Source organism: Pseudothauera lacus, assembly GCF_003034845.1.
GTDB lineage: Bacteria > Pseudomonadota > Gammaproteobacteria > Burkholderiales > Rhodocyclaceae > Pseudothauera > Pseudothauera lacus.
In genome coordinates this window covers 1-14289 of the sequence record NZ_PZKC01000005.1, presented here as the reverse complement: position 1 = coordinate 14289, position 14289 = coordinate 1, and the positions used below count along the sequence as shown (strand labels likewise).

Below are 14289 nucleotides of genomic sequence, written 5' to 3'. Positions count from 1 at the left end.
TTGGTGATGTAGCTCAGACGGTTAGAGCGATGGATTCATAACCCATAGGTCGGCGGTTCGATTCCGCCCATCACCACCATCGAACACCCAGACGCCGCTGTCTTCCGACAGCGGCGTTTTCATTTTCTCCCGCCGCGGTACTCCTTTACCACCCGCCACCGCGGTCACACGCGCACACTGCCCTGCAGCGGCGGCGCGCGTCCATTGCGTCGCCCGCACACAACGAGGAGACGACGATGGGCAAGAAGATCCTGATGATCTGCGGTGATTTCTGCGAAGACTACGAAACCATGGTGCCTTTCCAGGCACTGCTGGCGGTGGGCCATGCGGTGCATGCGGTGTGCCCGGGCAAGAAGGCCGGCGAAACGATCGCCACGGCGATCCACGATTTCGAGGGCGACCAGACCTACAGCGAGAAGCGTGGGCACAACTTCAGCCTCAATGCGAGTTTTGCCGAGATCGACCCGGCCACCTACGACGCCCTGGTGATTCCGGGCGGACGCGGGCCGGAGTACCTGCGCATGAACGACGCGGTGGTGAACATGGTGCGTCACTTCTTCAGCGCCGACAAACCGGTGGCGGCGATCTGCCATGGCGCGCAGCTGCTGGCCGGTGCGCGCTTACTGGAAGGCAAGCGCTGCTCGGCCTATCCGGCCTGCCGCGCCGAGGTGGAGCTGGCCGGCGGCACCTACGCCGACATCCCCATCGACCAGGCGGTCACCGACGGCAAGCTGGTCACCGCGCCGGCCTGGCCGGCGCATCCGGCGTGGATCGCGCAGTTCCTCGCGGTGCTGGGCACACGCATCAGCCACTGAGCGCCGCACCCCGCCGGCTTGCCGTGCATTGAACGCGGCAGGCCGGCGGCGGGCTGTCTACAATCGAATGGTCGCCACCTGCCGGACCCCGCCATGTGCCAGATCTTCACCTCCGCCGACCCGGAGCTCTACACCTCGCGTGCGCGCTCGATCCGCCTGCATGGCGTGGCCACCAGCCTGCGCCTGGAAAACGTGTATTGGCAGGCACTGGAGGAGATCGGCCAGCGCGACGGTCTCAGCGTGCCGCAACTGGTCGCCCGCCTGCACGACGAGCTCGACGCAGCGGGCGCGCTGGGTAACCGCGCCAACTTCACTTCCTTCCTGCGGGTAACCTGCACCCGCTACCTGCAGCTGCAGCTCGCCGGGCTGATCCCCGCCGATGCCGGGGTGCCGATCCGCTCGCTGAATGCGCACGCGGTGCTGGCCGGTGAACGCGGCTGGCGCCCGGCCGTGCTGCGCGCCGGCGAACGGCGCCGGGCGAGCGCGTAAACCCCGCACATCCTCAGGCGAGCGCGGCAGCCTCGTCCTCGTCCAGTTCGTCACCGAGGAAGCCGCCGCTCTGGTGCGCCCACAGCCGGGCGTAGAGGCCGCCGCGCGCGAGCAGGCTGCGGTGGTCGCCCTCTTCGACGATGCGCCCGCCATCCATGACGATCAGACGGTCCATCGCCGCGATGGTGGACAGACGGTGGGCAATGGCCACCACCGTCTTGCCTTCCATCAGGCGGTACAGGCTGGCCTGGATGGCGGCCTCGACTTCCGAATCGAGCGCACTGGTGGCTTCGTCGAGCAGCAGGATGGGCGCGTCCTTGAGCATCACCCGGGCGATGGCGATGCGCTGACGCTGGCCGCCGGAGAGCTTCACGCCGCGCTCGCCGACATGCGCATCGTAGCCCTGGCGACCCTTGGGGTCGGTGAGGGTCTGGATGAAGTCGTGGGCCTCGGCGCGGTGTGCGGCGGCGATCATCTCTTCGTCGCGGGCATCCGGGCGGCCGTAGAGGATGTTGTCGCGCACCGAGCGGTGCAGCAGCGAGGTGTCCTGGGTGACCATGCCGATGGCCGCGCGCAGACTTTCCTGGGTGACGCCGGCGATGTCCTGGCCATCCACCAGGATGCGCCCACCCTCCAGGTCGTGAAAGCGCAGCAGCAGGTTCACCAAGGTGGACTTGCCGGCACCTGAACGCCCGACCAGGCCGATCTTCTCGCCCGGGCGGATGACCAGCGAGAAGTCCTTGATCACCCGCCGCGCCTCTTCGCCGGTGGCGCCATAGGCAAAATCGACCCCTTCGAAGCTCACTTCGCCGCGGCTCACCTGCAGCGGCCGGGCATCCGGCCGGTCGACCACCGCGTGCGGACGCGACAGGGTGTTGATGCCGTCCTGCACGGTACCGACATTCTCGAACAGCGAGGCCATCTCCCACATCACCCAGTGCGACATGCCGTTGAGGCGCAGCGCCATCGCGGTGGCGGCGGCCATCGCGCCCACCCCCACCTCGCCGCGCGTCCACAGCCACAGGGTGACGCCGGCGGTGGACAGGATGAGCAGCATGGAGAGGGTGTGGTTGACGATCTCGATGCCGCTAACCAGGCGCATCTGCCCGTGTACGGTGTGCATGAACTCCTTCATCGCCGAGCGCGCGTAGCCGGCCTCGCGACCGGCGTGGGAGAACAGCTTCACCGTGGCGATATTGGTATAGGCATCGGTGATGCGCCCGACCATCAGCGCGCGCGCATCGGCCTGGGCACGCGAGATCTTCGACAGGCGCGGCACGAACCAGCGCAGCGCGGCAACGTAGAGCGCCAGCCAGCCGAGGAAGGGCAGCAGCAGCCAGAGGTCGAAGCCGCCAACCACCACCACCATGGTGATGAAGTAGATGATCACGAACACCAGGATGTCGGTCATGATCAGGCAGGTGTCGCGCACTGCCAGCGCGGTCTGCATGACCTTGGCGGAGACCCGCCCGGCGAACTCGTCCTGGAAGAAGCTCATGCTCTGGCTGAGCAGCAGGCGGTGGTAGTTCCAGCGCAGGCGCATCGGGAAGTTGCCCGCCAGCGCCTGGTGCTTGAGCATGGTCTGCAGCGCCACCAGCGCGATGCTGCCGAGGATGATGGCCGACAGCAGCAGCAGCTTGCCACCGTGCGCGCTCCACAGCGTCGCCGGGTCGGCCGCACCGAGCCAGTCCACCACCCGCCCGAGCATGGCGAACAGCAGCGCCTCGAAGACGCCGATGGTGGCGGTGAGCAGGGTCATGCCGGCGATGAAGGGGCGCATGCCCTCGGTACCCGCCCACAGGAAGGCGAAGAAACCACGCGGGGGCGCTTGCGGCGCCCCCTCGGGATACGGATCGACGCGGTCTTCGAACCAGCGGAACACGGTGCAACTCCAGTGCGATGAGTGCCGCCAGGGCGGCAGGAACATTGAGCGCCGCGCGCTCAGCGCGGCGGATCGTAGGCTTCGATGCGGATGATCTGCAGCTGACGGCCGCGCTCGCGGGAAAAGCTGTAGCGCCCGACGACCGCAATGCGGCGGTCGAGGTGGGGGGCAATGAGTTCGGCCGGGTGCAGGCCCACCCGGTTCACGTACTCGTCCTCCAGCCAGTAGTGGCGCGGGGCATCGAAACTGCGCACGAGTCCGCGCAGACGCAGCACACGGCCGTCGTAGAGGGCGGGCTGGGCGGCCAGTTCGGCGAGGGCGACGTCTTCCGGCGCCTCACCGATGGCACATCCGCCCAGGGCAAGGACGAGGGCTGCCAGCAAGGCAAACGGACGCACGGCGACGTGGATCATCTGGCGCAGTATAAAACAGCACGGCCCGCAGGCGATGACGCCGCGGGCCGTGTTGCGTGCGGGCAGGCGCCACTCAGGCGGGCGCGCTGCTGCGGATCAGGTGATCGAAGGCCGACAGCGAGGCCTTGGCCCCTTCGCCCATGGCAATGATGATCTGCTTGTAGGGCACCGTGGTGCAGTCACCGGCAGCAAACACGCCGGGGACGTTGGTCTGACCCTTGGCATCGACGATGATCTCGCCGAAGCGCGACAGCTCCACCGTACCCTTGAGGAAATCGGTGTTGGGCAGCAGGCCGATCTGCACGAAGATGCCTTCGAGCTCGATGCGCTTTTCCTCGCCGCTGACGCGGTCCTTGTAGAGCAGGCCGTTGACCTTCTCGCCGCCGGTCACCTCGGTGGTCTGGGCGTTCTTGATCAGCGTCACATTGGGCAGGCTGGCGAGCTTCTTCTGCAGCACGGCGTCGGCGCGCAGGGTATCGGCAAATTCCAGCACGGTGACGTGGGCGACGATGCCGGCCAGATCGATGGCCGCCTCGATGCCGGAGTTGCCACCGCCGATCACCGCAACGCGCTTGCCCTTGAACAGCGGGCCGTCGCAGTGCGGGCAGTAGGCCACGCCCTTGCCGCGGAATTCCTTCTCGCCCGGCACGTTCATCTCGCGCCAGCGTGCGCCGGTGGCCAGGATGACGGTCTTGGCGCGCAGCGCGGCGCCGTTCTCCAGCTGCACTTCATGCAGTTCGCCCGGCACCAGCTTCACCGCGCGCTGCAGGTTCATCACATCCACCTCGTACTGCTTGACGTGTTCTTCGAGCGCCATGGCGAGCTTGGGCCCTTCGGTCTCCTTCACCGAGATGAAGTTCTCGATCGCCAGCGTGTCCATCACCTGGCCACCGAAGCGTTCGGCAAGCACGCCGGTGCGGATGCCCTTGCGCGCAGCGTAAATCGCCGCCGCGGCGCCGGCCGGCCCGCCGCCGACGACGAGCACGTCGAAGCTATCCTTGGCGGCGATCTTCTCGGCCGCGCGCCTGACCGCGCCGGTGTCGACCTTGGCGAGAATTTCCGCCAGTTCCATGCGCCCCTGGCCGAACTCTTCGCCGTTGAGGAAGACCGTCGGCACGGCCATGATCTTGCGCGCCTCGACTTCGCCCTGAAAGAGCGCGCCGTCCACCATGGTGTGCCGCACGCGCGGATTGAGCGCCGCCATCAGGTTGAGGGCCTGCACCACGTCCGGGCAGTTGTGGCAGGACAGCGAGACATAGGTCTCGAAGACGAACTCGCCGTCGAGGTTGCGGATCTGCTCGATGGTCTCGGCATCGACCTTCGGCGGGTGGCCGCCGACCTGCAGCAGGGCGAGGATCAGCGAGGTGAATTCGTGCCCCATCGGCAGGCCGGCAAAATGCACGCCGACGTCGGCGCCCTTGCGGTTGATGCGGAAGGAGGGCTTGCGCTCGTCGTCATCGCGGCGCTCGATGAGGGTGATCTTGCTGGACTGCTCGGCGATGTCTTCGAGCATCGCCAGCATTTCCCGAGACTTGTCACTGTCATCCAGCGAGGCCGTGATCTCGAGCGGCTGAGTGACTTTCTCCAGATAGGCTTTCAGTTGGGTCTTGATGTTGGCGTCGAGCATGACATGGGTCCCGTCGTGGTTATTCAGGCAAAAAAACAGCCGGCAGTGCCGGCTGGGTCTGCACATCGCGGCGGACGCCAGGCGCCCGCTGCGATGTCAGTGCGGCTGATGCCAAATAGATCAGATCTTGCCGACCAGGTCCAGCGACGGGGCCAGGGTGGCGTCGCCTTCCTTCCACTTCGCCGGGCACACTTCACCCGGGTGGGTGGCGACGTACTGGGCAGCCTTGACCTTGCGCAGCAGTTCCAGGGCATCGCGGCCGATACCGCCAGCGTTGATCTCGACGATCTGGATCTTGCCTTCCGGATCGATCACGAAGGTGCCACGCTCGGCCAGACCGGCAGCCTCGATCATGACGTCGAAGTTGCGGGTGATGACGCCGGTGGGGTCGCCGATCATCGGGAACTGGATCTTCTTGATGGTCTCGGAGGTGTCGTGCCAGGCCTTGTGGGTGAAGTGGGTGTCGGTGGACACGGCGTAGATCTCCACGCCCAGCTTCTGGAATTCAGCGTAGTTGTCGGCCAGGTCGCCCAGTTCGGTCGGGCACACGAAGGTGAAGTCGGCCGGATAGAAGAACACCACGGACCACTTGCCCTTGAGGTCTTCGCTGGAAACCGGAACGAACTTGCCGTTGTGGAAAGCGGTAGCGTTGAAAGGCTTGACTTCGGTATTGATGATAGACGCCATTTGCTGGTCCTCAGTGGGTTGATGGAAACTCGATGGGATGAATCTTACGACAAGGCAAAATATTGCTCTAATTGATTGTAGAGATACTATCGATTAACAATTCCAATCGCGACAACTTCGCCGCGGCTACGGAACCGTGCCCACGGTATGCCGCTCGAAGTCGCAGTTCAATATACACCACGCTTTTGCCAGGATCATGCAAGCACTCAAATCACTCGTCGAATCAAACACATTCCAGCGCTTCATCATCGCCGTGATCATCATCAACGCGGTCACCCTGGGGCTGGAGACCTCCACTTCGGCGATGGCCACAGCCGGCGGCGTGCTTTACCTGCTCGACCGCATCGCGCTGAGCATCTTCGTGATCGAGATCGTCCTCAAGCTACTGGTGTACCGGCAGAACTTCTTCCGCGACGGCTGGAACGTCTTCGACTTCCTCGTCGTCGGCGTCACCCTCGCCCCCACCGGCGAAGGCGTCGCGGTGCTGCGCGCGCTGCGCATCCTGCGCGCCTTGCGTCTGGTGTCGGTGGTGCCGTCGATGCGCAAGGTGGTCAATGCCCTGCTGAAGGCCATCCCCGGCATGACCTCGGTGCTGACCCTGCTGATGCTGGTGTTCTACGTCGCCGCGGTGATGAGCACCAAGCTGTTCGGCGAAGCCTTCCCGGAGTGGTTCGGCAGCATCGGCGCGTCCTTCTACACGCTCTTCCAGGTAATGACCCTGGAATCGTGGTCGATGGGCATCGTGCGCCCGGTGATGGAGGTCTATCCGCTGGCCTGGCTGTTCTTCATCGTCTTCATCCTGCTCACCACCTTTGCCGTGCTCAACCTCTTCATCGCCATCGTCGTCGATGCGATGACCGTGGTCGAGCACAAGGAGCAGGATCAGACCCGCGCCCTGGTGAGCGACGATCACGACGAACTGATGCACGAGCTGCGCGCCCTGCGCAGCGAGATCGCCGCGCTGCGCGGCGGCCCGGGCGAGGATCGGGGACGCGCGCGCTGATCAGCCCGGGCGGTCGCCGGCGAGGTGGCGGCGCACCGAGATGGCGCTGCCCATCCAGCCCAGCACCGCGGCAAAGCCGAGGATGGCGGCTGCTTCGGGGGCCTGCGGGCCGCTGAGCACGAACACCGTGCCGTAGGTCTCCGCCAGCCCCTGCACCGGCGCGCGCAGCGCCTGCACCACGGCCCACACCGTGCCCAGCGCCACCAGCCCGCCGAGCAGGCCCTGCAGACAGCCGAACCAGTAGAACGGGCGGCAGATGAAGAGATCGGTGGCGCCAAGCAGGCGGGAGACTTCGATCTCCGCGCGCTGAGTGAGGATCTGCAGGCGGATGGTGTTGAAGGTGACGATCACCAGCGCCACGCCGAGCAGGGCGGCGAGCACCAGCACGGCGGTCTTGCCCAGCCCGAGCAGGGCGTGCAGGCGCTTCACCCACTCGGAGTCGAGCTGCACGTGCGCCACCCCGGACAGTGCGCGCAGCTCACCGGCAAGGGCATCGAAGAGTTCGGGATCCTCGCCGAGCGGGACGACGATGAAGGCATCGGGCAGCGGGTTGCTCGCCAGCCCGCCGAGGACGTCGCCAAGGCCGGCGCGCTCGAGCTGGGCGAGGGCCTCGTCGCGGGGCACGAAACGGTGGCGGGCGACGCGCACATCGGCGTCGAGTTTCTGGCGCACCGCGCGCACCTGCGCGGCGGCGGCTTCGGGGGCCATGAAGACGCTGATCTCGGGCGCCCCGGAAACCCCGCGGGCAAGCCCGGCGATGTTGTCGAGGACCAGGTAGCCGCCGGCCGGCAGCGACAGCGCAATGCCCACCACCAGCGCCGACAGTGCCGTGCTCAGGGGTTGCGCAAGCAGGCGCGAGCACGCCTGGGCAAAGGCGCGCCAGTGCAGGTAGAACCAGTTGGTCATTCGCCGCCCTCCACCAGCAGGCCCTTGTGCAGCACCAGCCGGCGCGGCTGGCTGGCGGCGAACAGCGAGGCGTCGTGGGTGGAGATCACCACGGTGACCCCGGCGCTGTTGAAGGAGCGGAATAGATCGGCGATGTCGTGGGCGTAGGCCGGATCGAGATGGGCGGTCGGTTCGTCGGCGATGAGGATCGAGGGGCGGTTGACGATCGCCCTGGCGATCGCCACGCGCTGCTGCTCCCCCCCCGACAGCCCGGCGGGCATCTCGCGCTCGCGCCCGCCCAGGCCGACGCGTTCGAGTGCAGCGGCAACACGCTTGGCCGCATCGCGCGGCGGATGGCCGGTGATCACCAGCGGCAGCATGACGTTGTCGAAGACGCTGCGGTCGTAGAGCAGGCGCGACTCCTGCAGCACCAGGCCGATGTTGCGGCGCAGGTAGGGAATCGCCCGGCGGGCCATCGCCGAAACTTCCTGGCCGTTGATCAGCACGCGCCCGGCAGTGGGCCGCTCGATCACCGGGATGAGCTTCAGCAAGGTGCTCTTGCCGGCCCCGGAGTGGCCCGACAGCACCACCAGCTCGCCGTGGCGGATCTCGAAGCTGACGCCGGCCAGGGCGGTGTAGCCACCGGCATAGCGCTTGGCGACGGCCTCGAAAGTGATCATGCGTTGTCGTCGCCTGCGCTGCCGGACGGCGTGGCGAACAGCGCATCGACGAACTCGCGGGCGCGGAAGGGCTGCAGGTCGTCGATGCCTTCGCCGACGCCGATGAAGCGCAGCGGCTTCGGGCACTGGCGGGCGATGGCCGCCACCACGCCGCCCTTGGCGGTGCCGTCGAGCTTGGTCAGCACCAGCCCGGTGACACCGATGGCGGCGTCGAAGGCCTTTACCTGGGCGAGCGCGTTCTGGCCGATGTTGGCATCGAGCACGAGGATCGCTTCATGCGGGCCGCTGGGTTCCGCCTTGGCGATCACCCGGCGCACCTTGGCGATCTCTTCCATCAGGTGCAGCTGCGTCGGCAGCCGTCCGGCGGTATCGGCGAGCACCACATCAATGCCGCGCGCACGCGCGGCATTGATGGCATCGAAGATCACCGCAGCCGCATCGCCGCCATCCTGGGCGATGACAGTGACGTTGTTGCGCTCGCCCCAGGTCATCAGCTGCTCGCGCGCCGCGGCGCGGAAGGTGTCGCCGGCAGCGAGCAGCACGCTCTTGCCCTGAGCCTGGAAATACTTCGCCAGCTTGCCGATGGAGGTAGTCTTGCCGGCGCCGTTGACCCCCGCGATCATGATGATGAAGGGATGGTGGCCATCGACCTGCAGCGGCGCCTCCAGCGGCGCGACGATCTCGTGCAGGGCATCGGCGAGCGCGCCCTGGAGCTGGTCGGCGGTCTCCAGCTTGTCGCGCTTCCAGCGCCGGCGCAGTTCGTCGATCAGGTGGGTGGTGGCATCGACACCACAATCGGCCATCAGCAGGGTGGATTCGAGCTCTTCGAGCAGCTCCTCATCGATCCTGCGGCGGCCGAACAGGCTGGCCAGCCCGCCGCCGAGCTGCTGGCGGGTGCGCGACAGCCCCGCCTTCAGACGCTCTCCCCAGGACGGGCGCGCCGCGCCGTCGGGCGCAACGGCATCGGCCTGCGGCGTGGCGCTTTCGGAGGGGGCGGACTTCTTCAGGAAACCAAACATGGGCACTCGGGTCAGATGGGGCGTTTCGGGGGCCGGCGCGCGCCTGTGCGTCAATGAGGCTATCATGCGTCGCCGGACCGCAGCGCCCTGCCTCACGGGCAGGCGCAACCGCGCGAATTCTATCAGATGCAGGACATCCCCATGTTTCGACCACGCCTTCTCTCGCTGTGTGCGCTGCTCACCCTGGTGAGCGCCGCGGCCAGCGCCAACCCGTTTGAAACCGTGCTCGACAACGGCCTCAAGGTGATCGTCAAGGAGGACCGGCGCGCGCCCTCGGTGGTGCACATGCTGTGGTACCGCGCCGGCTCGATGGACGAACCCGACGGCGTCTCCGGCGTTGCCCACGTCCTCGAGCACATGATGTTCAAGGGCACCCGCGAGGTCGGCCCCGGAGAGTTCAACAAACGCGTCGCCGCCGTCGGCGGGCGCGACAACGCCTTCACCAGCCGCGACTACACCGCCTACTTCCAGCAGGTGCCGCCAAGCCAGCTGGGCACCATGATGGCGCTGGAGGCCGACCGCATGGTGAACCTGGTGATCACCGACGACGAGTTCGCCCGCGAGATCGAGGTGGTCAAGGAGGAGCGTCGCCTGCGCACCGACGACCGCCCGCGCGCACTGGTATTCGAACAGCTGATGGCCACCGCCTTCCAGTCCCACCCTTACCGCCGCCCGGTAATCGGCTGGATGCCCGACCTCAAGACCATGCAGGCAGACGATGCGCGCGCCTGGTACCGTGACTGGTACGCCCCCAACAATGCCTGGCTGGTGGTGGTGGGCGACGTCGACCACCAGGCGGTGTTCGAGCTCGCGCGCCAGCACTACGGCCCCATCCCCGCGCGCGAACTGCCGGCGCGGCGCATCGCCAGCGAACCGGCGCAACGCGGCCCCCGCCACACCATGGTGGAAGCGCCGGCGGAACTGCCCTATGTGGCGATGGCCTGGCACGCCCCGGCGCTGCGCGACCCCGCCGCCGACCGCGAGGCCTACGCCCTCGATGTCCTCGCCGCCATCCTCGCCGGCTACGACGGCGCCCGCCTGCCGCGCACGCTGGTGCGCGAACGCCGCCTGGCGGTGAGCGCCTCGGCCGGTTACGGCGGCAGCGGACGCGGCCCGGCGCTGTTCTACCTCGACGGCGCGCCCGCCCCCGGCCACCAGAAGGCCGAACTGGAAGCGGCCCTGCTCGAGGAGATCGCCCGCATCGCCGAACACGGGGTCAGCGCCGACGAATTGCGCCGCGTCAAGGCGCAGGCGGTGGCCGCGCAGGTATACAAGCGCGATTCGCTGATGGGCCAGGCCATGGAAATCGGTTTCCTCGAAGCCGCAGGACTGTCCTGGCGCGACGACGAGACCCTGCTCGAAGGCCTGCGCAGCGTCACCGCCGAGGAAGTGCAGGAGGTTGCCCGGCGCGTCTTCAGCGCACGCACGCAGAGCACCGCGCGCCTGCGCCCCCTGCCCATGGAACAACGCCCGCAGCGCGCGCTGCCGGGCCTTCGCCACTGAAGCTGCCGCCCCGCCATGACCACGAACCTGATCCACACCCTCACCCGCCCGCTGCTGTGCGCCGCGGCCGCCATGGCCGTCGCCAGCGCCCCCGCGCACGCCGGCATCGACATCCAGCACTGGCAGAACGGCAGTGGCGCGCGCGTGTTCTTCGTCGAAAGCCGCGCCCTGCCGATGGTCGACATCCAGATCGACTTCGCTGCCGGCGGCGCCTATGACCCACCCGCGCGCGCCGGCCTCGCCGGCTTCACCCGCAGCCTGCTCGACGCCGGTACCGCCGAGCTCGACGAGCAGGCCGTGGCCGACCGCATCGCCGACCTCGGCGCGCAGTTCGGCGGCGGCACCGACGACGACCGCGCCAGCCTGGCGCTGCGCAGCCTGTCATCGGCAGCGGAGCTCGACGCCGCGGTCGGTCTGGCCGCCACCCTGCTGGCCCGTCCGGCCTTCCCCGCGGCAGTGCTCGAACGCGAGCGCGAACGCGCCATCGCCGGCCTGCGCGAAGCCCTCACCCGCCCCGACGTGCTCGCCGCACGCGCCTTCACCGCGGCGGTGTTCGGCGACCACCCCTATGGCCTGCAGGGCACGCCGGAGAGCCTCGCGGCGATCACCCGCGACGAGCTGGCGGACTTTCACCGCCGCCACTACACCGCCGCACGCGCCACAGTAACCATCGTCGGCGACGTCGACCGTGCGCAGGCCGCGGACATCGCCACCCGCCTGCTTGCCGCGCTGCCCGCCGGCGAACCTGCCAGCGCCCTGCCCCAGCCCGTCCAGCCGGCGCGGCAGACGCTGCGCATCGCCCACCCCTCGGCGCAGGCCCACGTCGCCATCGGCCTGCCTGGGATGAGCCGCGAAGACCCCGACTACTACCCGCTGCTGGTGGGCAACTACGTCCTCGGCGGCGGCGGCTTCGTCTCCCGCCTGACCCGCGAGGTGCGCGAGAAACGCGGCTTTGCCTACAGCGTGTTCAGCTACTTTGCCCCGCGCGCGGTCGCCGGCCCCTTCCAGATCGGCCTGCAGACGCGCGGCGGCCAGGTGGAAGACGCCCTGGCGGTGGTCAACGACACCCTCGCCGCCTTCATTGCAGACGGCCCCAGCGAGGAGGAGATGGAGGCCGCCCGCGCCAACATCATCAACGGCTTCGGCCTGCGCCTCGACTCCAACCGCAAGATCCTCGACCACGTGGCGATGATCGGCTTCTACGGCCTGCCCCTCGACTGGCTCGACACCTACCCCGGCCATGTCGCCGCGGTCAGCGCCGAGGCGGTGCGCGACGCCTTCGCCCGCCGCGTGCGCAGCGAACACCTGATCACCGTGGTGGCCGGCGGCGACGGCGACGAGGCACGCCCTTGAGCCGTGTGCGCATCGTCGGCGGGCAGTGGCGCTCGCGCCTGCTGACGGTCACCGCAGCAAGCGGCCTCCGTCCGACCCCCGACCGCGTGCGCGAAACCCTGTTCAACTGGCTGGGCCAGGAACTCGACGGTCTCGACTGCCTCGATCTCTTTGCCGGCAGCGGCATCCTCGGCTTCGAGGCGGCCTCGCGCGGCGCCCGCCACGTCACCCTGGTCGAGCGCGACCCGCGCGCCTTCGCCACCCTCCAGCAGGCGGCGAAAGACCTTGCTGCCACACAGGTGGAGTTGGTTCGCGGCGATGCGGTAAAATTCCTCCAGTCTGCTTCACGCAAGTTCGACATCGTGTTCCTCGACCCGCCCTACAACCAGGGCTGGCTGGAGCGCATTGCACCCCTGCTGGCCGGGGTGCTGAAGCCGGGCGGATGGCTCTACGCCGAGTCCGAAGCACCGGTGACCAAGCTCGGCGGCTGGTCCGTGGTCAAGCACGGCAAGGCCGGACAGGTGCATTTTCATCTCTTGCAAGGGAGGCAGGAATGAGGGACGGCAAGGTGGTCTATCCGGGCACCTTCGATCCGCTCACGCGCGGACACGAAGACCTGGTCCGGCGAGCGGCCTTGCTGTTCGACCAGGTGATCGTGGCGGTGGCTCAGAGCGCCGGCAAGGCGCCGATCTTCACCCTTGAAGAACGGGTGGAACTGGCCAGCGAGGTACTGGCGCAGTTTCCCAACGTCACGGTCGTGGGGTTCGACGGTCTGCTGATGGACTTCCTGCGTGCGCAGAAGGCCCGGCTGATCCTGCGCGGTCTGCGCGCGGTGTCGGACTTCGAGTATGAGTTCCAGATGGCGGGCATGAACCGCAAGCTCTTCCCGGACGTGGAGACGGTCTTCCTCACGCCTGCGGACGAGTACATGTTCATCTCCGCCACCATGGTGCGCGAGATCGCCAGGTTGGGGGGCGATGTCAGCAAGTTTGTGCAGCCCGCGGTCAACGCACGGCTGCGCCAGAAGGTAAACCCACTGCAATAGAGAGGTAGTACGAAATGGCCTTGATGATCACCGACGAGTGCATCAACTGTGATGTCTGCGAACCTGAGTGCCCCAACGGCGCAATCTATCAGGGGGACGAAATCTACGAGATCGACCCCGACAAGTGCACCGAGTGCGTCGGTCACTTCGACGAACCCCAGTGCCAGCAGGTCTGCCCGGTTGACTGTATCCCGCTGAATCCCGATCACCAGGAAACCCGCGAACAGCTGATGGAGAAGTTCGTCCGCCTCACCGGCGGCGAAGGCTGATCCAGTCCCGCCAGATGCAGAAGGGCGAGCCCGTGGGCTCGCCCTTCTGCATTCCTGGGGAAGCACTGATTCACTCCCCACCGTTCGGGCTGAGCCCAGTCGAAGCCCGATTGTCAGCACTGCCAAATCGCCCTTCGACAGGCTTGAACGGAAGTGGGACCTTCCGGGCCATGACAATCGAACGCTGCTTCTTGAGAGCGCCCGAGGGAAACGCTCAGCTCAGCAAGGTGCCCTCAGGCTTTGCGCCGCGACGTGTTCGCAACAGGAGGCAGTGCCGTTATTGCCCGCGCACTTTGACATCTTCATATCCTGCATTATGATTTCACTCACTTGACATTATCCTGCCCCTCCCGCCGCCCATGCATTCCCTGTTTACCGCTTCCAGCCGCCTCTACGAACTGGAACTGTCGGCGCCGCAGGCCACCGTGCTGGTCGAAGCGTGGTGGGGGGTGGAAGCCCTCGACGAGGGCATGGAGCTGGTCGTCGACGTCCTCTCGCCGGACGCCTTCATTCCCCTCAAGTCCTTTCTCGGCGCCCGCGCCGTGCTGTGGACCGCGCAGGCCGACGGCCAGCGCAGCCGGCGCAGCGCCCTGGTGCGCGAAGCCTGGCGCCTGGACGCCGACGGCGGCTTCGCGCGCTA

16 protein-coding genes and 1 tRNA gene are annotated in these 14289 nt (G+C 67.5%); 10 read left to right on the top strand and 7 right to left on the bottom strand.

Going from position 1 to position 14289, the window contains the following annotated elements:
- Window positions 1–2: 2 nt before the first annotated feature.
- From C8261_RS07195 to C8261_RS07185, 3 genes are all read left to right on the top strand, one after another.
- A tRNA-Met gene (locus tag C8261_RS07195) sits at window positions 3–79 on the top strand.
- A gap of 157 nt (window positions 80–236) precedes the next feature.
- On the top strand, window positions 237–815 hold the full coding sequence (locus C8261_RS07190; RefSeq protein ID WP_107492998.1) for a DJ-1/PfpI family protein: 579 nt from the start codon (window positions 237–239) through the stop codon (window positions 813–815).
- A gap of 93 nt (window positions 816–908) precedes the next feature.
- Window positions 909–1304: a ribbon-helix-helix domain-containing protein gene (locus C8261_RS07185; RefSeq protein ID WP_107492997.1), complete on the top strand. Its 396-nt coding sequence runs from the start codon at window positions 909–911 to the stop codon at window positions 1302–1304.
- Window positions 1305–1317: 13 nt separating this feature from the next.
- Here C8261_RS07185 and C8261_RS07180 read toward each other — a convergent pair whose 3' ends face one another.
- The 4 genes from C8261_RS07180 to ahpC form a co-directional block, all read right to left on the bottom strand.
- Window positions 1318–3186, bottom strand: coding sequence for an ABC transporter ATP-binding protein (locus tag C8261_RS07180; protein ID WP_181358877.1), 1869 nt, complete (start codon window positions 3184–3186; stop codon window positions 1318–1320).
- Between the two features lie 59 nt (window positions 3187–3245).
- On the bottom strand, window positions 3246–3599 hold the full coding sequence (locus C8261_RS07175; RefSeq protein ID WP_107492995.1) for a hypothetical protein: 354 nt from the start codon (window positions 3597–3599) through the stop codon (window positions 3246–3248).
- 73 nt (window positions 3600–3672) lie between these two features.
- Window positions 3673–5226 carry an alkyl hydroperoxide reductase subunit F gene (ahpF, locus tag C8261_RS07170; protein WP_107492994.1) on the bottom strand — a complete coding sequence of 518 codons (1554 nt, stop codon included), beginning with the start codon at window positions 5224–5226 and terminating at the stop codon, window positions 3673–3675.
- 120 nt (window positions 5227–5346) lie between these two features.
- Window positions 5347–5913, bottom strand: a complete 567-nt coding sequence (gene ahpC, locus C8261_RS07165) for an alkyl hydroperoxide reductase subunit C (RefSeq protein ID WP_107492993.1) — start codon at window positions 5911–5913, stop codon at window positions 5347–5349.
- A gap of 196 nt (window positions 5914–6109) precedes the next feature.
- On the opposite strand from ahpC, the gene C8261_RS07160 reads away from it, so the two are divergent.
- Entirely contained in the window at window positions 6110–6916 is an 807-nt protein-coding gene (locus tag C8261_RS07160) for an ion transporter (protein WP_107492992.1), read from the top strand.
- On the opposite strand, the gene ftsX is transcribed toward C8261_RS07160, so the two are convergent.
- The 3 genes from ftsX to ftsY are packed head-to-tail and all read right to left on the bottom strand — an operon-like array spanning window position 6917 to window position 9500.
- Window positions 6917–7822: a permease-like cell division protein FtsX gene (gene ftsX, locus C8261_RS07155; RefSeq protein ID WP_107492991.1), complete on the bottom strand. Its 906-nt coding sequence runs from the start codon at window positions 7820–7822 to the stop codon at window positions 6917–6919. It abuts the gene before it with no gap.
- Window positions 7819–8481, bottom strand: coding sequence for a cell division ATP-binding protein FtsE (locus C8261_RS07150; protein ID WP_107492990.1), 663 nt, complete (start codon window positions 8479–8481; stop codon window positions 7819–7821). The genes ftsX and C8261_RS07150 overlap by 4 nt, the downstream gene beginning before the upstream one ends.
- The gene (gene ftsY, locus C8261_RS07145) at window positions 8478–9500 is read right to left on the bottom strand and encodes a signal recognition particle-docking protein FtsY (RefSeq protein ID WP_107492989.1); all 1023 of its coding nucleotides are present in this window, start codon (window positions 9498–9500) and stop codon (window positions 8478–8480) included. Before ftsY ends, C8261_RS07150 begins: the two co-directional genes overlap by 4 nt.
- Window positions 9501–9641: 141 nt before the next feature.
- Here ftsY and C8261_RS07140 point away from each other — a divergent pair, with 141 nt between their 5' ends.
- The 6 genes from C8261_RS07140 to C8261_RS07115 form a co-directional block, all read left to right on the top strand.
- Window positions 9642–11003: a M16 family metallopeptidase gene (locus C8261_RS07140; RefSeq protein ID WP_107493252.1), complete on the top strand. Its 1362-nt coding sequence runs from the start codon at window positions 9642–9644 to the stop codon at window positions 11001–11003.
- Window positions 11004–11018: 15 nt separating this feature from the next.
- The gene (locus tag C8261_RS07135; RefSeq protein WP_107492988.1) at window positions 11019–12356 is read left to right on the top strand and encodes a M16 family metallopeptidase; all 1338 of its coding nucleotides are present in this window, start codon (window positions 11019–11021) and stop codon (window positions 12354–12356) included.
- A complete protein-coding gene (rsmD, locus tag C8261_RS07130; RefSeq protein WP_107492987.1) occupies window positions 12353–12892 on the top strand; it encodes a 16S rRNA (guanine(966)-N(2))-methyltransferase RsmD in 540 nt (179 codons plus the stop codon). Before C8261_RS07135 ends, rsmD begins: the two co-directional genes overlap by 4 nt.
- The gene (gene coaD, locus C8261_RS07125; RefSeq protein ID WP_107492986.1) at window positions 12889–13380 is read left to right on the top strand and encodes a pantetheine-phosphate adenylyltransferase; all 492 of its coding nucleotides are present in this window, start codon (window positions 12889–12891) and stop codon (window positions 13378–13380) included. Before rsmD ends, coaD begins: the two co-directional genes overlap by 4 nt.
- A gap of 14 nt (window positions 13381–13394) precedes the next feature.
- Window positions 13395–13649, top strand: coding sequence for a YfhL family 4Fe-4S dicluster ferredoxin (locus C8261_RS07120; RefSeq protein WP_107492985.1), 255 nt, complete (start codon window positions 13395–13397; stop codon window positions 13647–13649).
- A 359-nt stretch (window positions 13650–14008) separates the two neighbouring features.
- Window positions 14009–14289, top strand: a 281-nt coding sequence (locus C8261_RS07115; protein ID WP_146161657.1) for a hypothetical protein, incomplete at its 3' end; no start/stop codon positions are given.

Bases quoted from the DNA above. Each gene is read 5' to 3' on its own strand.
- coaD (WP_107492986.1), top strand. From the start codon at position 12,889: ATGAGGGACGGCAAGGTGGTCTATCCGGGCACCTTCGATCCGCTCACG.
- ahpF (WP_107492994.1), bottom strand. From the start codon at position 5,226: ATGCTCGACGCCAACATCAAGACCCAACTGAAAGCCTATCTGGAGAAA.
- ftsY (WP_107492989.1), bottom strand. From the start codon at position 9,500: ATGTTTGGTTTCCTGAAGAAGTCCGCCCCCTCCGAAAGCGCCACGCCG.
- C8261_RS07140 (WP_107493252.1), top strand. From the start codon at position 9,642: ATGTTTCGACCACGCCTTCTCTCGCTGTGTGCGCTGCTCACCCTGGTG.
- C8261_RS07175 (WP_107492995.1), bottom strand. From the start codon at position 3,599: ATGATCCACGTCGCCGTGCGTCCGTTTGCCTTGCTGGCAGCCCTCGTC.
- C8261_RS07185 (WP_107492997.1), top strand. From the start codon at position 909: ATGTGCCAGATCTTCACCTCCGCCGACCCGGAGCTCTACACCTCGCGT.
- C8261_RS07150 (WP_107492990.1), bottom strand. From the start codon at position 8,481: ATGATCACTTTCGAGGCCGTCGCCAAGCGCTATGCCGGTGGCTACACC.
- ahpC (WP_107492993.1), bottom strand. From the start codon at position 5,913: ATGGCGTCTATCATCAATACCGAAGTCAAGCCTTTCAACGCTACCGCT.
- C8261_RS07160 (WP_107492992.1), top strand. From the start codon at position 6,110: ATGCAAGCACTCAAATCACTCGTCGAATCAAACACATTCCAGCGCTTC.
- C8261_RS07190 (WP_107492998.1), top strand. From the start codon at position 237: ATGGGCAAGAAGATCCTGATGATCTGCGGTGATTTCTGCGAAGACTAC.
- ftsX (WP_107492991.1), bottom strand. From the start codon at position 7,822: ATGACCAACTGGTTCTACCTGCACTGGCGCGCCTTTGCCCAGGCGTGC.
- C8261_RS07120 (WP_107492985.1), top strand. From the start codon at position 13,395: ATGGCCTTGATGATCACCGACGAGTGCATCAACTGTGATGTCTGCGAA.
- C8261_RS07135 (WP_107492988.1), top strand. From the start codon at position 11,019: ATGACCACGAACCTGATCCACACCCTCACCCGCCCGCTGCTGTGCGCC.